At 39.2% G+C, this 25651-nt stretch carries 22 protein-coding genes; 7 read left to right on the top strand and 15 right to left on the bottom strand.

Annotated elements, in window-relative coordinates:
• Window positions 1–64: 64 nt before the first annotated feature.
• Window positions 65–382: a DUF6660 family protein gene (locus tag BLR60_RS19025; RefSeq protein ID WP_143009110.1), complete on the bottom strand. Its 318-nt coding sequence runs from the start codon at window positions 380–382 to the stop codon at window positions 65–67.
• Between the two features lie 334 nt (window positions 383–716).
• Between BLR60_RS19025 and BLR60_RS19020 the strand changes: the two genes are divergently transcribed.
• Window positions 717–1832, top strand: coding sequence for an acyltransferase family protein (locus BLR60_RS19020; RefSeq protein ID WP_090502724.1), 1116 nt, complete (start codon window positions 717–719; stop codon window positions 1830–1832).
• 159 nt (window positions 1833–1991) lie between these two features.
• Here the strand turns inward: BLR60_RS19020 and BLR60_RS19015 are convergent, their stop codons facing one another.
• Entirely contained in the window at window positions 1992–2732 is a 741-nt protein-coding gene (locus BLR60_RS19015; RefSeq protein ID WP_090502722.1) for an SDR family NAD(P)-dependent oxidoreductase, read from the bottom strand.
• Window positions 2733–2823: 91 nt separating this feature from the next.
• Between BLR60_RS19015 and BLR60_RS19010 the strand changes: the two genes are divergently transcribed.
• Window positions 2824–3216, top strand: coding sequence for a winged helix-turn-helix transcriptional regulator (locus BLR60_RS19010; protein ID WP_090502720.1), 393 nt, complete (start codon window positions 2824–2826; stop codon window positions 3214–3216).
• 190 nt (window positions 3217–3406) lie between these two features.
• On the top strand, window positions 3407–3865 hold the full coding sequence (locus tag BLR60_RS19005) for a DinB family protein (protein WP_090502718.1): 459 nt from the start codon (window positions 3407–3409) through the stop codon (window positions 3863–3865).
• 296 nt (window positions 3866–4161) lie between these two features.
• Here the strand turns inward: BLR60_RS19005 and BLR60_RS19000 are convergent, their stop codons facing one another.
• From BLR60_RS19000 to BLR60_RS25475, 11 genes are all read right to left on the bottom strand, one after another.
• Window positions 4162–5130: a helix-turn-helix transcriptional regulator gene (locus BLR60_RS19000; RefSeq protein WP_090502716.1), complete on the bottom strand. Its 969-nt coding sequence runs from the start codon at window positions 5128–5130 to the stop codon at window positions 4162–4164.
• A gap of 38 nt (window positions 5131–5168) precedes the next feature.
• Window positions 5169–5759, bottom strand: a complete 591-nt coding sequence (locus BLR60_RS18995) for a YdeI/OmpD-associated family protein (protein ID WP_090502834.1) — start codon at window positions 5757–5759, stop codon at window positions 5169–5171.
• A 153-nt stretch (window positions 5760–5912) separates the two neighbouring features.
• The gene (locus tag BLR60_RS18990; protein WP_090502714.1) at window positions 5913–6425 is read right to left on the bottom strand and encodes a DinB family protein; all 513 of its coding nucleotides are present in this window, start codon (window positions 6423–6425) and stop codon (window positions 5913–5915) included.
• Window positions 6426–6884: 459 nt separating this feature from the next.
• A complete protein-coding gene (locus BLR60_RS18985) occupies window positions 6885–7679 on the bottom strand; it encodes an SDR family NAD(P)-dependent oxidoreductase (protein ID WP_090502713.1) in 795 nt (264 codons plus the stop codon).
• 199 nt (window positions 7680–7878) lie between these two features.
• On the bottom strand, window positions 7879–8256 hold the full coding sequence (locus BLR60_RS18980) for a hypothetical protein (protein ID WP_090502711.1): 378 nt from the start codon (window positions 8254–8256) through the stop codon (window positions 7879–7881).
• A 53-nt stretch (window positions 8257–8309) separates the two neighbouring features.
• Window positions 8310–9440: a sensor protein KdpD gene (locus BLR60_RS18975; protein ID WP_090502832.1), complete on the bottom strand. Its 1131-nt coding sequence runs from the start codon at window positions 9438–9440 to the stop codon at window positions 8310–8312.
• Window positions 9441–9785: 345 nt separating this feature from the next.
• Entirely contained in the window at window positions 9786–10856 is a 1071-nt protein-coding gene (locus BLR60_RS18965) for a porin (protein ID WP_090502707.1), read from the bottom strand.
• A gap of 254 nt (window positions 10857–11110) precedes the next feature.
• Window positions 11111–11671 carry a K(+)-transporting ATPase subunit C gene (locus tag BLR60_RS18960; protein WP_090502705.1) on the bottom strand — a complete coding sequence of 187 codons (561 nt, stop codon included), beginning with the start codon at window positions 11669–11671 and terminating at the stop codon, window positions 11111–11113.
• Window positions 11672–11787: 116 nt separating this feature from the next.
• Window positions 11788–13815 carry a potassium-transporting ATPase subunit KdpB gene (kdpB, locus tag BLR60_RS18955; protein WP_090502703.1) on the bottom strand — a complete coding sequence of 676 codons (2028 nt, stop codon included), beginning with the start codon at window positions 13813–13815 and terminating at the stop codon, window positions 11788–11790.
• A 151-nt stretch (window positions 13816–13966) separates the two neighbouring features.
• Window positions 13967–15685 carry a potassium-transporting ATPase subunit KdpA gene (gene kdpA / locus BLR60_RS18950; protein WP_090502701.1) on the bottom strand — a complete coding sequence of 573 codons (1719 nt, stop codon included), beginning with the start codon at window positions 15683–15685 and terminating at the stop codon, window positions 13967–13969.
• A gap of 39 nt (window positions 15686–15724) precedes the next feature.
• Window positions 15725–15787 (bottom strand): potassium-transporting ATPase subunit F, encoded by a 63-nt coding sequence (locus tag BLR60_RS25475; protein WP_394333576.1) that lies wholly within the window; start codon window positions 15785–15787, stop codon window positions 15725–15727.
• Between the two features lie 481 nt (window positions 15788–16268).
• Here BLR60_RS25475 and BLR60_RS18940 point away from each other — a divergent pair, with 481 nt between their 5' ends.
• Window positions 16269–18845, top strand: coding sequence for an alpha-L-arabinofuranosidase C-terminal domain-containing protein (locus tag BLR60_RS18940; protein ID WP_090502699.1), 2577 nt, complete (start codon window positions 16269–16271; stop codon window positions 18843–18845).
• Window positions 18846–18943: 98 nt separating this feature from the next.
• On the opposite strand, the gene BLR60_RS18935 is transcribed toward BLR60_RS18940, so the two are convergent.
• Entirely contained in the window at window positions 18944–19912 is a 969-nt protein-coding gene (locus BLR60_RS18935; RefSeq protein WP_090502697.1) for a phosphatidylinositol-specific phospholipase C, read from the bottom strand.
• 171 nt (window positions 19913–20083) lie between these two features.
• On the opposite strand from BLR60_RS18935, the gene BLR60_RS18930 reads away from it, so the two are divergent.
• From BLR60_RS18930 to BLR60_RS18920, 3 genes are read left to right on the top strand one after another with little or no spacing between them, the layout of a single operon-like run.
• Window positions 20084–21271, top strand: coding sequence for a glycosyltransferase family 87 protein (locus BLR60_RS18930; protein WP_090502695.1), 1188 nt, complete (start codon window positions 20084–20086; stop codon window positions 21269–21271).
• Window positions 21264–22199 (top strand): glycosyltransferase family 2 protein, encoded by a 936-nt coding sequence (locus BLR60_RS18925; protein ID WP_090502693.1) that lies wholly within the window; start codon window positions 21264–21266, stop codon window positions 22197–22199. Before BLR60_RS18930 ends, BLR60_RS18925 begins: the two co-directional genes overlap by 8 nt.
• Window positions 22200–22979: a polysaccharide deacetylase family protein gene (locus BLR60_RS18920; RefSeq protein ID WP_090502691.1), complete on the top strand. Its 780-nt coding sequence runs from the start codon at window positions 22200–22202 to the stop codon at window positions 22977–22979.
• Window positions 22980–23156: 177 nt separating this feature from the next.
• Here the strand turns inward: BLR60_RS18920 and BLR60_RS18915 are convergent, their stop codons facing one another.
• A complete protein-coding gene (locus BLR60_RS18915; protein WP_167354788.1) occupies window positions 23157–24923 on the bottom strand; it encodes a S8 family peptidase in 1767 nt (588 codons plus the stop codon).
• Window positions 24924–25651: the final 728 nt, after the last annotated feature.

Here is a 25651-nt window from a genome sequence, read left to right as displayed (position 1 = left end):
CTTAATAGCGTAAAATCTGCAGGTAAGAAACTGTCCTTTTCGGGGCCAGGATGAGATCAATTGATTAAACGAGTTTAGGCGGCTGCCAAATATCGATTGGTTGTTTTTTCAATGCTGAGCAATGGAAAAACGGATATGGTTTCCGGAGTACCGGAATAGTAAGGTTTGTTAACTTTTCTGAAGGGAAATGCTGCCCGACTGAGCAGCAGGCGCAGCTACAGATTGGCGGACAGGCTTCTCCATGTGCATGTTCTGCTTTTGCATGATTGCTCTGCACAATGCTTTCAGTTTGAGACTTTGAAACCATATCTTCCTTATCCTGGCAGGGCATTAGGCCCAGAAGGATCAGGTAAAGAGAAAAAAGGAATACAAAGTTCTTCACTAGGGCAAATGTAATGATTAAAGTTTTTAATTCATAAAGCTGGTTTTATTATACCCCTTTGCCTTTGGGAGCTTATCCCAGCTTTTTGATTAAGCAGACGCACCCTGATCCGATCTATCGGATTCATTTCAGGGTCTTTCCTATTAAAAGGATGCTGACCACGAAGTAGCTACAAGGCCATTGAAAATATTATTTATACTTGTAAAACAAATCCTCTGCTTCCTTAATCATTCCCAAAGCGATGTTTGCCTCCTAAAGTATCATTATAGATGCAAAGTGATATGGTAAGGAATGTTGGTTATTTTTATGGCTTTCATTTTTTTCAAGCCCTTACATGAATACTAACCTTAGTACCGATTTGGCCACCAAGCCACATTATCCTATATTAGATGGCCTTCGCGGTGTTGCTGCTATAATTGTTGTTACTTTTCATTTAACCGAACCACTGGGAACTGGCCACCTCGATATCCTGGTTAACCATGGTTACCTGGCGGTAGATTTTTTCTTTTTATTATCGGGTTTTGTAATGGGCTATGCTTATGACGACCGATGGAATAAAATGAGTGCAGGCAGTTTTTTCAAACGCCGTGTTGTACGCCTGCAACCTATGGTTATTTTGGGGATGACCCTCGGCGCTATCGGGTTCTATTTTACAGACTCTACCATATGGCCACTCATTCATACCGTACCGCTCTGGAAAATGCTCTTAGTATTGTTTATTGGCTATACCATCTTACCTATACCATTATCGCTTGATATCCGTGGCTGGCAAGAAATGCATCCCATGAACAGTGTAGGCTGGTCGTTATTTTTTGAATACATTGCCAATATTCTTTATGCGTTATGGATCAGGAAATTTTCTAAAACGGCTTTAAGTATCTTTGTGGTTATTGCAGCCATTGCATTGGCACAACTGGCCATTACAAATGGTGATCTGAGTGGCGGCTGGACACTGAACGTAGAACAGGTACGTATCGGACTTACCCGTACCTTATACCCTTTCTTTGCCGGTTTGTTACTTTCACGTATGGCAAAACCCACCCGGATAAAAAATGCATTTTTATGGTGCAGTCTTCTAGTGGCACTGGTACTTTATATGCCCCGTATTGGCGGTGCTGAACATCTTTGGATGAACGGAATTTATGAATCTGTATGCATTATCATTGTTTTTCCGCTTATTGTGTATATTGGTGCCAGCGGCATATTGCAAACACAATCAGAGCACAGGATATGCAAATTTTTGGGTGATATATCTTATCCGCTTTACCTGGTCCATTATCCACTGGTTTATTTTTATGTGGCCTGGATCAGCAATCATAAAGGCACTACAATAGTACAGGCCTGGCCTTATGCCTTACTTATTTTAGTTGGGAGTATTCTTTTGGCATACGCCGCCTTAAAATGGTATGATGAACCGGTCCGCAAATGGCTGCGACAGAAATTTGCGTAGCTAAGGTTATCATTGAAGGACTTAAACCACATGCATTTGCTAGCTGTTTACATCCTATTCAAACAATACTACAGCGAATGTCGGGACAACTGATGGTGTTTAACAGATAAACTTTGGTCAGGTTTGTAATCCCAACCAAAGCATATTTCATGGATCGCCTTAAGCATTCAATCCACCGTCGATTGTTAAGAAAGAACCGGTGATGTATCTGGCTTCTTCGCTGGCAATAAAACTTACAAAGGCGGCAATGTCTTCTGCAGTACCATAATCTGGCAGGGCCATGCGGGTTCTCAGAAAATCAGCTAACGGCGCATCAGCAGGATTCATATCGGTATTGATCGGTCCGGGCTGAATCAGGTTGACCGTAATTTTTCGGGAGCCAAGATCGCGTGCTAAACCGCGCGTTAAACCCTGCAGTGCCGATTTGCTCATGGTATACAAAGTAGTTTCAGGACCAATAGCGTTATCGCCCATATTACTGCCGATGGTAATGATGCGTCCACCCTCGGGCATGCCTTTTACCGCAGCCAGCACAGCCACAAAAACCGCCTGTACATTAACGGCCATAATTTCGTTATAATCCTCAAGTGTGTGTTCTTCAAAAGCTTTGCCGATATAAATGCCTGCATTATTGATCAGTACATCAATGCATCCGAAATCGGCAATGGTTTTAGCTACAGCTCCCGTTACCTCCGTAGGTGTTGTACTGCTTGCTTTTACGGCAACAGCGAGTCCGCCTGCTGCTTCAACCTCAGCCACTACGCCCATAGCCTTCTCCGCTGAACGGGCATAAGTAAATACCACTTTTGCACCTTCAGCAGCCAGTCTTTTTACAATTGCTGCACCTATGCCCCGGCTTCCTCCTGTTACCAGCGCAATTTTATCTGTTAATTTTTTCATATGTATTGTCAAATATTCTGCTAATGTAAAAGAGATCCGCTACATTAGCAGGTAAGCAGCAAATTGTTAGGTACTAACAAAAAAGTAAAAAATGAGAAAAGAAACGTCAACCAATGCTTTGAACGAAAAAATGATGATCGACAGTTGTGGGATGTCTTCATCGCTGGCGGTAATTGGCGGCCGCTGGAAACCGGCAATATTATGTCGTCTTTCTTATGGCACCATGCGTTATAGCGAACTTAAAAAAGACATTGTTGGCATATCAGAAAGGATGTTGGTGGCACAGCTAAGAGAACTGGAGAAAGACCAGATTATTACCCGCGTCGTTTTTCCGGAAGTACCGCCAAGAGTTGAATACCGTTTAACCGATTTAGGCCGCACCATGAAAACGATGTTGGATGCCATGTCTGACTGGGGCAATATGTACCGGAAGCATATCAGTCAAACGCAAAATTTAGCTACTGCTGTAATTATGGAGCGCTAAGGCACTTTAATGAACGCATGTCTCTTTTGCAATTTATGGATGACCTGTAAAGATTAATTTAGCTTTCCATATTCAGAAAACTAAAAGAAATTTTAATAAAAATAGATCACTATTTTTCGACTGACAAACTGTTGTCATAGGCTGTTTTTAGTTTTGTTCTATTAAATAATTTAACAAAATATCAGCAGTTATGATTACCAAAAGCGAATTACTACAACACTGGTTAGGCCACAGAAAACTAACCCGAAAAACGATTGAAAAATTCCCTGAAAAAGAATTATTCGAATTTTCAATTGGTGGAATGAGACCTTTTTCAGCATTAATTAAAGAGTTATTATCAATTGATGTTCCGGGTTTAAAAGAAATGGTGACGAGAGAAACAACACCTTTTAGTCATGATCTTCCATTAAGTACCAAAGAAGAGCTCCTAACGAAATGGGATGAAGATACTACACAGATCGTGGAATACTTTAATCAAATAAATGAGGATCAGCTTCATGAAACCCTTAAGTTATTTGGCATGTACGAATTTACGATCATTAGCCACCTGTTGTACTTTATTGATAATGAAATACATCACCGTGGCCAGGGCTTTGTGTATTTAAGAGCCTTAGGTATTGAGCCTCCATTTTTCTGGGATCGATATTAAACAAAAAACTGTATCATAATAATTGTCAATCCTGAGGGATAATTTATTGCATAAAAATCGATATGATTGACAGATAAAATTTAATTAGGTATATCCATCAAGAAATCGTCATTCCCAACTTGATTGGGAATCTTAAAACGTGCATTGGGATTAGCTTAGCTAAGCACTTCGTGGTTCCCGCATGCGCGAGAATGACGATCGAACTAATGGATTCTATCAATAGTAGCCTGTCGAAGACCCTCTCTAACAAAGCGTTTCGACAGGTTCAACGTGACAAATTCGAAGCGAATTATAAGTTATGAGATAGCCGCTTTGTTTTTTATCCGTTTTAAACCAGATTCCATTATTTCAACCAGCTCATTATTTAGATGGGCTGGTTCTATAATTTCAGCTACATCAACATATTTTAAAAACCAACGTACAAAAGAAACCATAGGGAGCGCACAGTCGAAATGCATCAACACAAAATCATCTGAAATTTCTTCTTCCCGAAATCCGAAAATCTGCCGGTCCCAATATAAAAAATGTGCATACTTCCGGTCTACCTTAATTTCGATTTTTGTCTTCTCTTGAGAAAGACCCTTATCTCTAAATTCATGAATTGGCGGATGCTTTATGGTAAAGTTTTCCTGGAGCGCCAAGATTTTTTTTATCCGGTCTAATCTAAAATTGCGGTAATCTTTCCTTAAATGGCAGTAAGCCAAAAGATACCAGAAATTGTGTTCATAGAATACACCTATCGGCTCTACTGATCTTCCAACCGGGTTAATATCACTACTTTTGAGGTAATCGATATGGGTTATGTTCTTCTTTAAAGCGCTATTGAGTAAAACATCAATAATGTTGGGTAAATAATCATTGGATGTTAAGTTGTTTTTAAGGTGGATAGTATCTTCTAAGTGTAGGAAATCTCTTTTTTGATGTACCTGAAACGAACTTTTTATCTTAATTAGTGCTGCCTCAAAATGTTTTTTAACAAATTCGGTTTCATGTTTCTGCATCACTTTTTCGGCAACCATTAAACTCAGAATTTCTTCCTGACTAAACCTGGATGGCTGTAGCCTAAAACCTTCCATAATGAAGTAACCAGATCCAGATTCATTCACAATCGGAATACCAGCCATCTCTAGGGCTTTTAAATCCCTGTAAATTGTCCTTAAACTAATTTCAAAACGCTTTTGTAATTCTTCAGCAGTGACCACAGATTTAGACTGTAATAGAAAAAAAATCTGTAGGATCCGGTCAAATCTTTTGGTAATGTCCATTTAAAAATTTAGTTATGTATAAAACAGCTTACCTGCCCTTAGCGGAGAAATTGCTTTGGCAGCATGTTTTCGGATAAAGATTTTACAAGTTCCAGCATTCTGCTTTGCCTGGTTTCTGCTTTTTTGGCTAACAAAATCCATTGAAGAATAGCTTTTTTTACAGATTTATTCAGGCTAAGAAAAAAAGTCCTTGCCGCTTTTTTATCTTTCAGTGTTGTAGCTAAATCTTTGGGTATTTTAAGTGATTCTACAGCATCCAAAATCGTCCATGATCCATTTTGCTTTGCTATTTTAATGGCTGCGAAACCTGCCTTATGTATAAGTTTTTCTACTGAAAGGCGTTTCACCTTTTCTTTATTGATTTTCGACCAGCCGCTGTTGGGTTTTCGTTTACAGAAGAACTGCATATACGTATCTTTATCAATAGGCTTTTTTATACTGTCTATCCAGCCGAAACAAAGTGCCTGATCTACAGCCTCACTCCAGCCAACGCTCGGCAAACCCGAACCCTTCTTTCCATAAACAAGCCAAACCGACGATTTAAGCTCATGATGGGCCGTTAACCAGTTTCGCCAATCTTCAACGCCAGCCGGAAAAATAGTTTCGATATCTTTTATTTCGTTCTCCATATTGGTGGAATTAATAAAATAATCATGGAACATTTAACCCAAAATTATTCAACCAGACAACAAATTTAGCAAGTCTGGTGACAACCTTATGGCAGTGAAAATTATCTTTTTCGAAAGTAACGACGATATAACAAATTATCGGAGATATTAAATTTATTTATTATGCTTTACTACGGCTACGGTAACCATCAATTGCCCAACATGGCGCATGGTATGCTCTGCTGCATGGAACAACAAACCGATAACCGTTGATGGAAGTCCTGCGCGACCTACACCCCTATAATCTGTCAGTATTGATTCATTTGTATTCTTGATTTGCTCAAGGGCCAGATCTACCTGCTTATTGAAACGGTTAACAAGATCTGCCACGGTATACCCTTCTGCTGAATCTTTACCCTCTTCTGCCAACTGGGCAAACTGAAATTCAGAGAGCCCCTCTGCTCTGGCATAAGTAAATACCCGATCAAGCACCCCACTTAAATGTTGAAGATGAAACCCTGTAGATGCCATTCCGGCGGGGCGTTGCCAAAGCAGTTCGATTGGGAAATCGTTCATATAATCATTAATCTCTTCTCTTGCCTGTAATAAGGCATGTGCCACAGGCTGTAACATTGGAATAATTTCGGGCAGCGGTCCTCTTTGCCAAACCTCTAATTGCTGTGACATTAATATTTTTTTAAACTTTAAATCCGATTAAAGAGATTATGATTTTGATAATGATTGATGTATTAAATATATGCGATCATTATAATCGCAATCCAAATAACACTGAAAACTCCGCCAAAATAAACCATAGACATATGTTGTTTCAAGTTTTTCTTTACCAAGGCAGCGTAAATGATCCAACCAAAAAAGGCAATAAAATATAAGGGAATTGCGAATAATAACATAAGATCAAATTGAAAATCTAATATAAACAAATTTGATTAAATACTTCCTAATTATAGCAAATTAGAGGCTGTAGGTTAGGCTATTACAGTGAACTTATAAAACCAAATTCTAACCCAACCTTGTGCGCCGTTTCTAAAGTTATGATGCCAGGCAGGCTCTACTTCCTTTTAAAACCTAAAAAAACAATTTAAAGCTCATTAGCCCACTTATGACTGCAAAAAGCGCCATAACATACTACAATATTGATCTCACCAAACCGCCCTCTACCCTGATGGCAGCCCCATTGGTGCCTGAAGCCAGCGGACTCACATAAAAAGTAACTGCATTTGCAATTTCACTAACATCAAGAAAACGCTGCAGTAATGAAGTCGGCCGCATGTTTTTAAAGAAATCCGTTTCGACCTCAGCTATGCTGATATTTCCTTTTTTGGCTAAATCTTCAATAAAACCGCCAACCCCTTTTGATTTGGTTGGTCCGGGTAAAATTGAATTAACAGTTACCTCAGTACCTTTGCTTAATTCTGCCAAGCCACGGCTAACGGCCAGCTGTGCAGTTTTCGTCATGCCATAGTGGATCATTTCATCCGGAATAAACACTGCCGACTCGCTGGAGATAAAAATAATCCTGCCCCAGTTTTTCTTTAACATTTTAGGAAATAGCTGCCGCGATAACCTGATTCCGCTCATTACGTTGACTTCGAAAAACTTAAACCAATCATCATCACTGATATCTTCAAAGGCTTGGGGTTCAAAAATACCTGCATTATTGATCAGTATATCGATCTCTGGAAGTTTATCAATCAGGTTATTTACTTCATCAGCTTTCGAAAAATCGGCTGCAATGCCTGAAACGAAGTCGCTTCCGCCAATACCTTGCAGGGATTTTACTGCTTCGTCTACGCTGTTTTGCGACCGACCATTGATGATCACTTTTACACCTTCTTTTAATAAACTTTCGGCAATTGCAAATCCGATACCTGCGGTAGAGCCGCTTATAAAAGCTGTTTTATGCTTTAACTGTAAATCCATTTTTTGATTTTTAAATAATGTTTACGATAAAATTAAAATTGCCCTGGGGTAATACAAACTGAAGAATTTTCCGGCAAAAAAGTGTCATAGAAATATGCTTAATTAAACAGTCGGGTAAGTACAGCAAGTTAATTTATGCCGATAGTAAAACGTCATTAATACGGCGATGTTTAAACAAAATAAAAGAAGCGCTATCGGGTTACTGATTGATTTTCAATTTTACAGCTTTACTTTGCGTAGCCAACAGTACGCCACCAAGTGCTGCCGTTAAGAAAATGCCTTCACAAATCAATAAAGGTTTTTTCTTGTTAAAACCCCGATAAAAAGTATGCGCAGCCATTACCCCTAGGCCAACAAACTCTATATTGCGCTGCAACCTTTTGGATGAATCCCTGTTTTTAATTAAAACCAGACGCAATAGCTCATCTATTAAACTTAGGTTTTTGGAAACACCTTTTCTAATCTGCTTTTTGCTTGCCGGAGCACCTAATTTTTTAGCAGCACTTTGCAAACCTGTAGTGGTAATCTCATTAATTAAACGTGTTTTCGTATCATTTTTTTCCATATCGCTTTCCATAGGTTCTATTATTTTAACCCCACTCAAAAGATATAGTTTTGATAAAGTTATTTTTATGATAAAACCACCAGATCAATATCCTTCATAGCCAGATTTTTTAACAGTCCATTAAAAACTGCGGTACGTAAAATTACCTGAAAAATATTAAGATGGGGTTTGCCGATGCATATCGTGGTAATTTCCTTTTCAGAAGCGATATCGATGATGGTTTTGGTAATAGCGTTACTTTTTATTTTAATAACTTCGGCACCCAGTTCTGTAGCGAGTTTAAAATGGTTAATCAAATGACGTTGTTTATCCAACTTAATGCGTTCCATGCTTTCACTATCGCTCTGCACATACAGCACCATCCATGGCGATCGGTAATAAGAAGCCAGTCTTGCTGTTTTCCGGATTACTACGCCTGCAGTTTCGGCATTAGAAGAAATACAGGCCAAAAAACGCTCTGGCCTAAGTTTAATTGATTTGGGAATTTCGGTCTGGATTTTCCGTTCCACCTGATGTACCACTTCTTTTAAGGCCAATTCGCGCAGCTGAAGAATTTTATCAGATTGAAAAAAATTACCTAATGCCCTTTCGATTTTAGATTGATCGTAAATTTTACCTTCTTTAAGGCGGGTAACCAATTCGTCGGCCGTAAGGTCGATATTTACAATTTCATCGGCTATCTCCAGTATTTTATCCGGGATCCGCTCAGTAACGGCTATGCCTGTAATCTGCTCAATTTCTTCATTAATACTTTCCAGGTGCTGGATATTTACTGCAGAAATAACGCTGATTCCCGCTTCGAGCAGATCGAAAACATCTTGCCAGCGTTTGGTATTTTTACTGCCTTCGGCATTGGTATGGGCAAGTTCATCCACAATCACAATTTCGGGATGACGGTTCAGGATTCCCTTGAGATCCATTTCCTCTATTTCTTTGCCCCGATAAAAGATTTTCCGTCTTGGAATAATCGGCAGGCCAGCAACAAGTGCTTCAGTTTCTGCCCTTTTGTGGGTTTCAACATAACCAATGCAAATATCTACGCCGTTTCGTAGCAATGCATGTGATTCCTGAAGCATACGGTAAGTTTTACCCACACCAGCACTCATGCCAATATAGATTTTGAGCTTTCCGCGCCTGGATTTTTTAACCAGATCTAAAAAGTGTCTGACCGATTCTTCTTTTTGTTCGTCTTCCATCATCTTTACCAGGTAACATTCATTACTCCTTTTTCTATCAATATCGTAATCGCAACCATCATAACCAACGTAAATAATAAGATTATAAACCTAAAAGGGATCTTATTATAAAGCAGTTTAAAATATTTCTCTGTAGCATAACTTCTTTTTTTCGCACATGCCCTGTTCTTTTTTAACGAATTTAATTTCCGCATCATTAATATTCCCAAGAACGCTAAAAACAGGCTGAATATGATTTCGATGTAGGGATGCATTGTTTTATTAAGAAATTGTTATAAAGTTAATTTCATTTTAAAAATGGTCGTCATTCCCGCGCAGGAGGGAATGACGAACCGTATTGGTATGCTAAAATGATACCGCAATACTTGCCGTTATACTTGCATTGCCATTAACCGCAGCACCTTCCCTTACAAAAATTCTGTCTTTGCTATCGTAGGCTTTTCCTTCCAGCCTTACAACAGCGTTCGCTATTGGCGAATAATCAAGATTTAAAGAATAACCTTTGGTTTTAAACCCTTGTGGTGTACCAGTGGCAATAAAAATTCCGTTTTTATCTTCATAATATTCAAACCTTCCGGCAACGGCCCATTTTGGGGCAAACTTATATTGTGCAATAGCTACCGGAGAAATCACTTTGTTTTTATCACCGCTGCCTTTTTGTTTTTGTTGCGTGCCGTAATCAAATCCAAGTGTTACACCAAATTTATCGGTTAACTGAAAAACTCCATAAACGTTGTGGTAAAAACGATTAACCCGAACTGAATCAACACCTTCCGTTCCAAGATAATTACTGTAATTTACCGTAATTTTATCTGTTGGTTTCCAGGTCAGTTGGAGTCCGCCGGCAGGCTTATTGTTCCCATTCTGGCGGGTAATGCGCTGCCATCCGTTTAAATACAATGCGCTAGCCGTAAATTTACCATCCTGGGTACCATAACTAATTTTTGCACCCGATTCATAGTAAGGTGTATTTTCTGAAGAAATATTTCTTGTAAGCACCCAACAATCTTTCGAAACCGCGCTTTCGAAACCGATATGCGAAGAAAAGATTCCGGCATCGATCCAAAGATTTTCTGTTTTGGATAATTTCACACCTGCATTGGCCTCTAAGATATTTTTTAATACGCCAGGCTCGGCAGCCAGGTTGGCATTGGCATAAGTTCCGGCCATTACCGCTAAATTAGCCCTGATCATTCCGCTATCATACGCAGCCTTGATAAAACCAAGGTTCAGGTTTACTTCATTTGTGCGGTTATGCGAATATATAAAACCAGGACGGTTATGGTCTGCAGGTTTGTTAAAATCGTATCCGTAATAAGCCTCAAGATAACCGCTTACTTTAATTTTCGGTTCTTCCTGTGCTTTTGCAATAAATCCTGTAGTGAGTGTAGCAGCAAGTAATAGTAATTTTTTCATTTTATCTGATTGTTTGTATTAGGCAAAGCTTAAGGCCCAGACTAAGTAGCATAAGACCTTGAAGCATTACCGTTGTTATTGTTTTGGGAATTGTTTGAGTAGTTAGTGTTCTAAGTGTTCGTCATTCCCGCGCAGGCGGGAATCTTAATACGTATGCATAGGTCTTAAGATTCCCATCCGATAGCTATCGGATCGAGTTAGGAATGACGGTTTCCTGAGAAAATCGAGACGACGACACTTCTTAGAACCACTCACTAAAGTGCATCAAGGGCAAGATTTAATTTCAACACATTTACTGATGAAGGGCCAAATAAACCCATGAAAGGTTTTAATGTATTCATGGCCACCAGTTCTTTTACCTTTTTCACATCGATTTTACGGGCCGCAGCAATCCTGTCAACCTGGATAGCCGCACCTTGCTCTGAAATATTGGGATCAAGTCCGCTACCTGATGCAGTAACCATATCAGCAGGGATATCTGATTTTTTAATACCCGGATTGTATTTCAATAAAGTATCCATACGCGATTGTACTTCTTTTAAATAATCAGGATTGGATGGCCCTTTATTAGAACCTGCAGAACCTGCTGCATTGTAAGCCACAGCAGATGGCCTTCCCCAGAAATATTGTGGTTTGGTAAACGACTGCCCCAATAAGGCATAACCCACTGTTTTACCATTTTTGGTGATTTTTTCTCCTCCCCCGTTTCCTTTAGACATTTTGCCGATAAAGGCAACAGTAACGGGGTATATTACGCATAACAGTACCAATAATACCAATGTTAAGCGGATGGATTGAATGATGTATTTTTTCATCTTTTTATTTTTTTAAATTCTTATTCTATTCGTCATTCCCAACTTGATCCGATGGCTATCGGATGGGAATCTTAAAGCGCCTGTATTAAGATTCTTCGCTGCGCTCAGAATGACATTTATACAAACAGACCGACTAATAAATCAATTATTTTAATCCCGATAAACGGAGCTACCACACCACCAATACCGTATATAAACAGGTTTCTGCGTAATAAGGCAGTTGCACCAATTGGTTTGTAGGCCACACCTTTTAAAGCCAATGGGATCAGGATCGGGATAATGATGGCGTTAAAAATCACCGCCGACATAATCGCTGATTCTGGTGAATGCAAGCCCATAATATTCAGGCTCTGCAGCGCAGGAATTGAAGCGATAAACAAGGCCGGAACAATGGCAAAATACTTAGCCACATCATTCGCGATGGAAAAAGTGGTTAGCGTACCGCGGGTAATCAACAATTGTTTACCGATTTCTACAATCTCGATCAGTTTGGTAGGATCGTTATCCAGATCGACCATATTACCTGCTTCTTTCGCCGCCTGTGTTCCGCTGTTCATGGCGACACCCACATCAGCCTGTGCCAAAGCAGGGGCATCATTGGTACCGTCGCCCATCATGGCTACCAGCTTACCAAGGGTTTGTTCATCTTTGATGTAATTCATTTTATCCTCGGGTTTAGCCTCAGCAATAAAATCATCAACACCTGCTTTCTCTGCAATGTATTTAGCGGTCAACGGATTATCTCCGGTTACCATCACTGTTTTTACACCCATTTTCCTCAGGCGTTCAAAACGTTCGCTGATCCCTGGTTTAATAATATCCTGTAATTCGATTACGCCAAGGGCTTTTTCATTCTCAGCGACCACTAAAGGTGTACCGCCATTGGTAGCGATGGCTTTTACATGATCTTCAATATCAGAAGGGAAGTGATTTCCAGCTTTTTGTACCATATTCCTGATCGAGTCAAAAGCACCTTTTCTGATCCTTTTACCATCTACAGTATCCAACCCACTCGAACGGGTTTCGGCAGTAAATTTAATAAAGACAGATCCTTCCGGCGTTCCGGCAGATTTAACACCCTGCTCTGCAGCCAGTTCAATGATCGATTTTCCCTCTGGCGTTTCATCTGCCAGAGAGCTTAATACACATGCATCAGTAAAAGCGTTAATGTTTACGCCTGCAGTTGGATAAAAATTAGTGGCTTTACGGTTACCAATAGTGATGGTTCCGGTCTTGTCTAACAGCAGTACGTCAATATCTCCGGCAGTTTCTACGGCTTTGCCCGATTTGGTAATGACGTTGGCCCTTAGAGCCCTGTCCATTCCGGCAATACCAATGGCAGATAATAGTCCGCCGATAGTGGTCGGGATCAGACATACAAAAAGGGAAATCAATGCGGCAATGGTTATCGGTGTATTGGCATAATCTGCAAAAGGTTTTAACGTTACGCATACGATGATGAATACCAGGGTAAAACTGGCCAGCAGAATAGTTAAAGCAATCTCATTTGGTGTTTTCTGACGGGATGCACCTTCAACCAAAGCAATCATCTTATCTAAAAAGCTTTCGCCGGGAGCTGTACTTACCTGAACTTTAATCTCATCAGATAAAACTTTTGTTCCGCCGGTTACTGACGATTTATCACCTCCTGATTCGCGGATTACCGGAGCAGACTCACCCGTAATGGCCGATTCGTCAATCGTAGCAATACCTTCAATAATCTCTCCATCAGTTGGAATGGTATCGCCGGTTTCACAAACAAACACATCACCTTTTTTTAACTGGTTGGATGAACGGATTTCAATCGTTCCATTAGCCAAAAGCACTTTCGCAGGTGTTTCTTCTCTTGTTTTACGAAGGCTGTCGGCCTGTGCCTTACCTCTTGCCTCTGCAATGGCTTCAGCAAAGTTTGCAAACAGAACGGTCAGCAATAAAACTAAAAAGATGAAGAAGTTATATAAAGGCGATCCTTGTCCGCTATGGCTGAAAGAGTATATAGTAACATAAGCCATTACCAGCGTTCCGATTTCTACGGTAAACATGACCGGGTTCCGTACCATTGCCCTTGGATCTAGCTTAATGAAGGATTGTTTTAGCGCGGTCTGCACTAAGGCAGGTTCGAACAATTTATTATTGGGTTTCATTTTTTTATTTGTTATGTGATTTCACACATTTAATTAATTTCACAGATTATGATATGGTTGGTCATCCTGAGCCTGTTGAAGGACCTTTGATAAATCAGTTCGACTACTTCTCCCGATTTTTTATCGGGAGGCTCAATGTGACAAATCTCATTTATTTAAGCATGGTAAAATATTCTGCTAACGGGCCTAAAGCCAGGGCAGGGAAATAAGAAAGTGCATTTAAAACGATGATTACCGCAAAAGTCATCAGTGCAAAGGTTTTGGTATCTGTTTTAAGTGTACCTGCCGATTCAGGGATAAATTTTTTAGCGCCTAGTAATCCGGCGATGGCAACCGGCCCGATGATCGGTAAGAAACGGCCTAAGAAAATCACCATTCCTGTAGATAGATTCCAGAATATATTGTTATCTCCCAATCCTTCAAATCCCGAACCATTGTTGGCATTAGATGAGGTCATTTCATAAAGCATCTCAGAGAATCCGTGGAAACCAGGATTATTGAGCCAGCTTTTAGGTTGAACAGCCCATGCAGCATTGCCATGATTAGTAAAAATGTAGCTTGCAATGGCTGTTCCGGCCAGGATTAAAAACGGACTCAACAAAGTAATAATGGCTGCAATCTTGATTTCTCGGGCTTCTACCTTATGGCCCAAAAACTCAGGCGTTCTGCCTACCATGAGCCCTGAAATAAATACGGCAACAACCAGGTAAATAAAGTAATTCAATAAACCAACACCGCAGCCTCCGTAGAATGAGTTGATCATCATCCCCAATAACTGCCAGGTACCCGACATTGGCATGGTACTATCATGCATGCTGTTTACAGAACCCGTAGAAATAATGGTAGTTACGGTTGCCCAGTAAGCAGAGGCGGCCGGACCGAAGCGAACTTCTTTACCTTCCATAGCCCCGGTAGTTTGTGAAATTCCCATTTTGGCTAAAGCTGGATTCCCGCCTAATTCTGAACTAAGCATAGGGATGAGCAGCATAAATAAACCAATGGTCATCACCCCAAAAATCGTCCAGGCCAGTTTTTTTCTGCGGATAAAATAGCCAAAGGCAATTACCATGGCGATTGGAATAATGACCTGTGCAATTAGCTCAACCATATTGGTAAAATAACTGGGGTTTTCAAAAGGATGTGCCGAATTAGTTCCAAAATAACCTCCACCATTTGTACCTAAATGTTTGATCGCAATCATTTGCGCCGCTGGTCCTCTGGAAACATTAACCGTATCGCCCTGTACAGAAATAAATTTATCTTTCCCCTCGTAACTTGCAGGTGTCCCGTTAAAAGTTAAGATTAAGGCCACTACAAAAGCTAACGGTAATAATAAACGGGTAATGGATTTTACAAAAAATTCCCAGAAATTACCTAACTCAGTTGTTGTTTTATCTCTAAATGCTTTAAAAAGCACAACTGCAGCTGCTATACCTGTAGCCGCACTTACAAACTGAAGAAACATCAGCACGTATTGCTGGGTAAGATAACTTACGCCACTCTCCCCCGAATAGTGCTGGAGATTACAGTTGGCAACAAAACTGATAATAGTATTGAAAGCCAGATCTGGTGTCATCCCAGGGTTTCCATCCGGATTGAATGGAAGTTTATCCTGAAAAATAAGTACAAAAAAACCATAAAACAACCATAGGATATTAATGGTAAGCAGTGCTTTCAACTGCTGTTTCCAGTTCATTTGCTCTTTGATATTGATTCCGGAAAGTTTGTAAATACCAGTTTCTACTGGTTTTAAAAAATCTGTCCAGACTTTTTCTCCTGCAAAAACCTTGGCCAGGTATTTACCTAAAGGTATGGCAATAACCAGGGTGAGCAGAAATGTGGCGATTATGCCTGTTAATTCAGTATTCATTTCTTAATTTGTTAAATACTCCATTGATGGAGGTAAGGATTAAAATTTTTCGGGTTTGATCAGCACGTAAATCATATAGATAAATACGGCGATAGCGATCATAAATAATGCGATCATAGTGTTAGATTTTTTCGAACCAGTTTATCGATTTGTAAATAGCCCAGCAGAGCAGTACCAGGATTAAAAAAATTAATATTGTCATAATTGTTATGATTTTACAGGCCAATAGCCAACTCTTATACCACAAAAGCGGCCAATAAAATAAATAACTGACATACAGAACGTTAATCAAAACACATCTACTTCAATTAGATTCAGACATCAAAAAACCCTTCCATTTTGGAAGGGTTTTTTTCATATTGGTATTTGCCACCTTGGGCTATAGGCCTGTGTTTTTCTCTTTGTAGTAGGATCAGTTACCTCCTCAACAAATTATTTCTAGATAAGTAACACAAATAATAATCGTTATAATGACGATTATTATTAAATTAGAAAAAAATACTAACCAAAATTATCACCTCTTATCAAGCCGGAATAGTTTTGTTGCCGATGCTTTTATTTAACAATTAACTTTTAACAGAAAATGGAAAGAAAATTTTGGCTTCTTGCTGTACTGATCTTACTCACAGCTAATGTATTTGCTACAAATAAAAAAATAGCAAATGAACCCGATTCTGCCTATTTATTTGCTTACAATGCAAACGGACTTCGGTTTGCCTGGAGTTTAGATCAGCAGAACTGGACGCCAATAGGAAATGATTATACCTTTTTAAAAAGCGACTATGGCCGATGGGGAAGCGAAAAAAAAATGATAACGCCTTTTCTTATCCAGGGTAAAAATGGACTTTGGGTATGCATTTGGAGTCTGAACGACCGCACATTACAGTTTGCAACATCAAGTTCGATGGATCTGATCAGCTGGAGTCCGCAAAACTATCCTTACGTTAATAAAGGCAAAAATGTTTTACGTCCCATTATTGCCTATAACCGTAATCTTGATGAATATACAGTAACCTATGTTGATGGCAACGGAAAATATTTTCAAACTAAAACCAACGATTTAATCCGTTACAGCTCTGTAAAAGAAGTGGCTGCTTCAGCTTATCGTAATGGAAGCACATCGGTTAACCTATCTGATACTGGTAATGGCCAGGTACACCGTTTACCTTGGAAAGTTATTTTGGGTTTGAAGAAAGCACATGAACTGAAAGATTATAAATACAAACAGGATAGAGAAACGACCAAAGATGATGCACAGCGTTTTGCGGGGCTTAAAAATGTGGAGGCCAAAATAACTTTCCAGCCGGATAAGGCAAAAGCGATCAGCAATATGCTAACAGGCGTATTTTTCGAAGATTTAAACTATGCTGCAGATGGCGGTTTATATGCCGAACTCATTCAGAACCGCGATTTTGAATATCATCCGCGTGATAAAGAATATAACGATAAAAGCTGGAACAGCAGTTATGCCTGGACAGTAAAGGGCGATCGGGCAACCATGAAAATAGATTCGGTTTCGCCAATTCACCCAAATAATCCGCACTATGCAGTTTTAGATATTCCTGTTGCCGGAGCATCCATCCTGAATAGCGGTTTTGATGGAATAGCATTAAAAAAAGGCGAAACTTACGATTTTTCTTTGTCAGCAAAGTTATTGGATACAAAAAGGATGAATCTCGAAGTAAGGCTGGTAAGTGATAAACAGGGAATTTTGGCCAAATCAAACTTAAATATTACTTCGAACAACTGGAGAACAGCCGCTTTAGCTTTGGTATCTTCTGCAGATGTAGCTGATGCAAAACTCGAAATTGTGATGGGTAATTCAGGGCATATTGCAATTGATATGGTTTCATTATTCCCAAAGAATACTTTCAAAGGTCGGAAAAATGGGTTAAGGGCAGATCTGGCTCAAACCATTGGCGATATACACCCACGTTTTGTACGTTTTCCGGGAGGTTGCCTTGCACATGGTGATGGCATTGCCAACATTTACAAATGGAAAAACTCCATCGGCCCTTTAGCGGCACGCAAACCAGACCGGAACCTTTGGGGCTATCATCAGACTATGGGACTCGGTTATTATGAATATTTCCAGTTCTGCGAAGATATTGGTGCTGTACCCGTTCCGGTAATAGCTGCTGGTGTGCCTTGCCAGAATTCGGCTACAGGAGGAGGTGGCCAACAGGGTGGCATCCCGATGAGCGAAATGGGACAATATATACAGGATATAGTAGATTTAATAGAATACGCCAATGGTGGTGTAAAAACCGAATGGGGAAAGAAACGTGCCGAAGCAGGTCATCCAAAACCATTTAACCTGAAGTATATAGGTATTGGCAATGAAGATCAGATTACAGAAGTATTTGCTGAACGGTTTACGATGATTTACAAAGCCCTGAAAAAAACACATCCCGAAATTACTGTAATCGGCACGGCAGGTCCGTTTTTTGAAGGAACTGATTATGAAGCTGGCTGGCAAATTGCATCGAACCTTAATGTTCCGATAATTGACGAACATTATTATCAATCGCCGGGTTGGTTTATCAATAATCAAAATTTTTACGACAGTTACGACCGGTCTAAATCTAAAGTTTACCTGGGCGAATATGCAGCAAGTTTACCAGGCGGTAATAGAACCAATATGGAAACTTCGCTTGCTGAAGCATTGTATCTACTTTCACTTGAGCGCAATGGCGATGTGGTAAGCATGGCATCTTATGCCCCACTTATTGCTAAAGAAGGGCATACACAATGGGACCCTGACCTGATTTATTTTAACAATACAGAAGTAAAACCTACAATAGGCTATTTTGTACAGCAATTGTACGGACAGAATGCCGGACAGGAATATATTCCATCGACTATGGAGCTTTCTTCTAACCAGGAAAACGTGAAGAAACGGATGGCCTGTTCGATGGTTAAAGATGCTAAAACAGGAGATTTGATCGTTAAATTGGTTAACCTGCTTCCGGTAAGCGTAAACACCTCGCTTGATTTCAATCAGCAACAGCTCGGAAAAAACACCATTAAAACGGTGCTCGCCGGCAAGCCGGATGATAAAAAAGCTGTTCCTGTTATTGCAAATATCAGTACTGAGGCAACCAGGCAACTCGAGCTACCTGCTTATTCATTTACCGTTCTAAGATTTAAAGCGAGGTAGTTACAATTTAAAATACCAGTGCAATTAAGGATGCACAATCTGATCAGACTGTGCATCCTTTTTAACTCATACTGAACCAATAAATCGCTGCGTTAAGATTAGAAGTTTGTATTGACAATTAATTGGCTTCTGCCGGAATCAGCAAAATCAAGTGGAATAATACCAAATTTACCATGGATGTTATTGGTAAAAAAGGTTGTAATTTTTGGGTTTACTGAATTCGACACCGTAGTAATACTTGGAATACTGAATACACCAGCTTTATAACCACTTGCATAGTTCAGGTAAAGTTTATTTGAAGTATCATTTTTGGCTTCATTTAATAAGGTTTCTATTCTTGTCCACTTGGTATTTACATCATTAACATTGTAAAAATCCTGAACCTTTAAATTTGCAGCAGCATTATTGATATCGAAAGTGGTATTATCTGCCCATGCAGTTGCATCAATCCCTTTTGATGAAGATCCTGAAAATCTTCTCAACAACCTGATTTTTCCACGGATACTGCCCAAAGTAGGAATGTTGTTCCCTAAATCCCACTTAGCGGGATTTTGCTGTACATAACTGTCGAATGTTTGCTCAAAAGAACGGCTATTGTTCGATGGGGTATGTTCTTCTTTTACGCTCATAATAATGGCTTCTGTTGGGTGACTGTTCAGGAAATTGATACAGGCATTCAGCACATCATTAAAATTAAGATTTTGATAAATGGCTCCATGATGAATGGCAAAAGCGTTGTCGATGTGCCTGCAGCGGATATCAAGATAACGTACGCCTGCATTTAATTGATTGGCAATGCTCAGGTTCTGACATTTAGCCGTGCCTGAAACAGGTTCGATTGTAGCGCCGGAATCGTGCGTACCGGGGATAGAAATGAGTGCTATGCTGTTTTGATCGGCAAGTACGCTCATCCAGTTATTAAGCGAAAAACTTGATAAAGCCGCACTTGGATTTACATTTTCTTTAAGTTTTGGTCCGGAAAATTTTTCAGTCTCTTGTTGTTCTTTTTTACAGGCGCTAAAGGTAAGCACCAGGGCCACTAACAGTGGCAGTTGTAATTTTCTCATAGTTTTTTTAAGATTGATGATTGATTTGGTTCAGGTTTAATAAAACTAGTAAAATGATTTACTAAATCGATATTCCATAAATAATTTCATAATTAATTAATATTGACTGGAGTCTGAAGATCTATTTCGCATTGACGTAACGAAATAGTTATATTGCGGCATCAAATTATAATGAACATTTTTACCAAAAATAACCTCAGCAAACTGTCTTCATTACTTTTAAAAAAGCAATGTGTATTTGTTGTTTATCTACTATTAGCTTTAGTGGCTGGTTTTAAACAATATCATCACCATTCTTATAATAATTATCTGATCTTCAAATATGTGTTTTGGCATACTGTCGACTTGCAGAATTTGTACCATAATTACCCCGAATACCGGGACAGCAGCTACTACGGACCCGTATTTTCTATTTTCATAGCGCCTTTTGCTTTATTACCTGATGGATTGGGCTGTATGCTGTGGAACATAGCCAATGTAACCATATTACTTTGGGGAATTTACAGTCTGCCCATATCGCTTAACAAACGAACAATAATAGCTTGGATCTGTGCGCATGAAGCTTTGACAGCACTCTTCAGTTTTCAGTTCAACATTGCCCTAACGGGATTAATATTGCTCAGTTTCTCCTATTTGATTAAGAAGAAAGAGGTGCAATCGGCCTTTTTTATTGCCTTTGGCACATTGGTAAAACTTTATGGGATTGTTGGACTGGCTTTTTTCTTTTTTACCAAAAATAAGTTAAAATTTATTTTGGGCTGTTTTATTGCATTTGCGGTGTTCTTTGCATTGCCGATAGCTATTTCATCGCCAGCCTTCGTTATCCAATCATACGCAGACTGGTATCACTCGCTTGCCCATAAAAACGACATAAATGCTTCGTTAACCTCATTTCAGGATATTTCTTTAGTGGGAATTGTGAGACGGATAACAGGTAATATCAACATTCCGAATACCCCATTTTTGTTAGGTGGATTAATATTGTTCGGTTTGCCTTATCTACGGATTAAACAATATAAACATATTGGCTTTAGGTTAATGTTACTGGCATCGACGCTTATTTTTACCGTCATATTTAGCAGCGGTTCCGAATCACCAACTTATATTATCGCCTTTGCAGGTGTGGCCATTTGGTTTATGGTGCAGCAAAATCCTAAAAAAGCGTGGATTATTGCCTTGTTTATTTTTGCGTTTATATTAACCAGCTTATCGCCAACCGATATTTTCCCCGGGCCGGTTAAAGAATTTATTCGTCTATATTCGCTTAAAGCCCTACCTTGCGTTATCATTTGGCTAACCATAATCTATCAAATGATGAAAGAAGATTTTGAATCTTATCTGATTACCGATAATGAATAAATTAGTTTCAATCATAATACCAGCATATAATGAGTCTGCTAATATTCCTCATATAATTAATGCTGTTAAAGATACTTTTACTAACCAGCTATATAATTATGAAATTATTATCATTGATGATGGAAGTAAAGATAATTCAATAGATATAGCGCGTGAGATTAGTTTAAACGACTTGACCGTAAAATTCATTGAGCTATCCAGAAATTTTGGCAAAGATCAGGCTTTAAAAGCGGGAATAGACTTAGCAACTGGTGATGCTCTAGTTACTATTGATGCTGATATGCAACATCCGCCATCTTTAATACTAGAAATGATTCATCAATGGGAACTTGGTTACGAAGTTGTGTATGCCTATCGCCAGGAAAAAAATCCACACGCAAAACTTAAAAACAAAATAGGATCTAAATTATTTTATAAACTAGTTAACTTTCTTTCAGACATTAATTTGGAGGATGGGATTGCTGACTATAGGTTAATTGATAAAAAAGTAATAAAAACGTTATCACAAATAAGTGAATACGAATTGTTTTTGCGTGGAATGGTAAAATGGATTGGCTTTAAGCAAATTGGTATTCCATATACGCCTTCTCCCAGATTAATTGGAGAAAGTACTTATCAAATTAAAACACTCATTAAGTTAGCTTTACATGGAATCACATCCTTCAGCGTTAAACCGTTGTACACCGCTGTTTACTTAGGCTTTTTTCTTTCGTTTTCTTCTATTCTGTACATACCGTATGTGATATATTCTTTCCTTGCCAATATTGAAGTTTCTGGATGGGCATCTATCATTATGACTATTGTTTTCTTCGGAGGCCTTCAGCTTATTATCTTAGGTATTATAGGCATTTACGTAGGAAAAATGTTTATGCAAACTAAAAACCGTCCGAATTACATTATCCGTTCAACCAATATTCAACAAAAATAAATGGTATTGTTAAGTTTTGATATCGAAGAATTTGATATGCCTTTCGAATATGGAAAAGATATTTCTTTTGAAGATCAGATTGCCATTTCGAAAGCAGGTACCCTGACCATTTTAGATATATTGGATAATTACAATGTGAAGGCAACTTTTTTCTGTACCGTTACCTTTGCAGAGCATATCCCCGATCTGATTAAGCGGATTACCGAAACAGGACACGAACTCGCTTCGCATGGTTATTATCATTCTGATTTTAAACCCGAACATTTGCTTCAATCAAAACTAAAGCTGGAAGAACTTTCGGGAAAAGAAATTACAGGTTACCGCATGGCGAGAATGATGCCTGTTGATGAAAAGGAGATCGAGAAAGCCGGATATACCTACAATACTTCGATTAATCCAACTTATTTGCCAGGGCGTTATAATAACTTTAATATATCACGAACGCATTTTATTAAAGATAATGTTCTGCAGATTCCTGCTTCCGTTAGCCCATTAATTCGTTTCCCACTATTTTGGCTCGCTTTCCACAATCTGCCTTTAGGCATTTACAAAACATTAGCAAGCTGGACGTATAAAAAAGATAAATACCTGAACATTTATTTCCACCCCTGGGAGTTTACAGATTTAAACGATTTTGAGCGTTTTGGTTTCCCTGGTTATGTAAGGAAAAATACCGGTACAAAAATGATTGAGCGTATGGAAGCGCTTATTTCGTGGATGAAAGCAAAAAGCTACCCATTTGGTACCTTTCAGGACTTTATTAAAACCCTGAACTATTAGGTTTAAGTTATCATCATTTTCATTTAGGGCAGTGACCAGCGTGTTTAGCCCCCCTGCCCGTTGCAGGCGGGCGGGCGAAGTGACATCCCGAACACAGTGAAGGGATACAGCCAAGCACGCTAACAAACCCAAATAGTAGTATTAACCTTGCGCTTCAAAAAAACTAAAAATGTTATTCTATTTATAAGTTTCTGCCAATTTCAGCGCATTATAGGCATTAACTATTCCTCCACTCACACATATTTCGCTAAAAGGGACCCTAGTGTTCTCGCCTCTCTCATTTTTGTACTTAATCTTGCGTGTCACTTTTGAAACCGATTTCATAATGATCTCCCGTACCTGTGTTGGTTTTAAATCCGGATAATAGCTTAAAATTAATGCTGCCAGGCCGGCCACAACAGGAGAGGCCATACTTGTTCCATCGGCCTCTTCATATTTATTATTGGGAACAGTTGAGTTGATTAAAAATCCAGGAGCAAAAACGTCAACGCTGTATTTACCGTAATTAGAGAAACTGGCTTTCAGATTATCATCATCTTTATAAGCACTGGCACCTACTTCAATCCAATTATTAGCATGAGGCAAATTAAACTTTGTGGAGTCTACCGGCACAGGTTTTACGATTGTAGATCGGTCATAAGGAGGTCTCATACCCATGCCATTATTTTGTGCCATAGGCTTAGGTGGTGTAAAATCTGGCTTTCCGGGTTTTTTATTGGCTTCTTTATAAGCTTCTGCCTCTTTACTATCAAAAAATTTATTGGGAAAATTCTCTTCGATATCGTTATTTTGATTATCATTCCCGGCTGCATGCACTAATAATACACCTTTAAGTTCAGCATATTTTACCGCAGAATCTACCGCTTTTTTATCCCATTTATAACTTTTCCCGAAACTCATGTTAATTACCTTCGCGCCATTATCCACTGCATATCTGATACCATTAGCTACATCTTTATCACGTTCATCACCTGTCGGCACCACCCTGATCGCCATAATACTTACCTGATTGGCTACCCCCATAATACCTATCGAATTAGTACGATCGGCGCCAATGATTCCCGAAACATGCGTACCATGAAAAGCATCCGGCCCTTTAACATCGTCATTTCCATAATTCTTTTGGTAAGCATTACTGTAGTCATCGCCAACCAGTTCTGCACGCATATCGTATTTAGGATTTAAGTTATACTTTAACATCGCATCGTATTGCTTATATCCCTCTTTAATACTCTTATAAAATTTCTCGAAACTTCCATCTTCCCTTGCTCCTTTTCTGATGATTGTTTTTACCTGCTCTTCAGTTTCGTCATCAGCCTTATAGCGATCCACATCATCCATCGTCGGGATTTCTTTTTTGTTGATCCTGGCTACCGTATCCAAAACTTTGTTTATGGCAATCAAAACGGAAAAAGTATTGCTGGCATCCTCGTATTTTTTACCGAAATCGCCTACCATTTTCTTATAAAATCTAAATTCCTCTTTTTGGGCACTGTCTAAAGGGGTTAAATTAGTGGTAGATTGATATTTTGGCGTATAAATCCGTAACAACCTAACCAATTCCAGATTATCAAATTCCAGATTGCCCTTTTTAGAGCCAATAAAATTCCAGCCATGAATATCATCAATATAACCATTGCCATCATCATCTATTCCATTTCCAGGAATCTCTTTTTTATTCGTCCATAAAACACGTTTTAGATCAGGATGTGTAGTATCTACACCACCATCTATTACGGCCACCACAACATTTTGTTTAGGTTTTTTATCTTTTAAAAGTTCGCGATATAGTTTCTCTGTACTGATACCGAAATATCCATTTTCCAATAAATCGAGGTTAAACCAATTTGCGGGGAGTTGTACATTCTTACTTTGTGCAAAAACATTAAAATTTAAGCCCAAAATAAAAGCAAGAAAAGTTAATTTCTTAAGGTTCACATTCATCATCATCATATGTATGTATTACTACAATAATACGGTTTTATTACTTTCAGGATGAAAGTTTTCACATCTTTTAACAAGCATATTTGATCTATTTTGGAGCGCAATTTCCTACCTTAGGTTAGGTTCCGTCCTGCTGTACGTTTTACTCCGCCAATGAAGAATTGGCTCCGTGCTCACTTCCATCAGGGCTATTAACCAGGGAAAGAAGAATAAAAAAACAGATAAGATGCAAAATCAATGACGGAATGGCCTCTGCGGAGATCAGTGTGATCTACGGGAGCAAACTCTTAACTCCTTAATGGTAGAAAAAGCTTCTGGTTTTGGAGCGCAGTTTCCTACCCATAGGTTGGGTTCCGTCCTGCTGTACGCTGCAATCCGTTTGGGAAAGTTTATCTGTTAGACAAACATACCTAACCCAAAAGGGATACCGCTCCCATCAGGGCTATTTAACCGGGGACAGAAGAGGAATAAACAAGGTAAGATGGGGAATGGATGATGGAATGGTCTCTGCGGAGATCAGCGCGATCTGCGGGAGCAAACCCTAAACTTTTCTTAACTCCTCAATGGTGGAGAAACCTCCCATGCCTTGCCCTTCGCGCTCTGCCCAAAACCCTATAAACGAAGAAAACCCTTCAACATTTCTGCTGAAGGGTTTCTTTTAAGATCTGGCACCGACCTACTCTCCCACGTGTTACCGCAGTACCATCGGCTCTGGTGGGCTTAACTTC

Origin of the sequence: Pedobacter terrae (assembly GCF_900100705.1) — a bacterium.
GTDB lineage: Bacteria > Bacteroidota > Bacteroidia > Sphingobacteriales > Sphingobacteriaceae > Pedobacter > Pedobacter terrae.
This window is presented reverse-complemented; position numbering and strand designations above follow the sequence as displayed.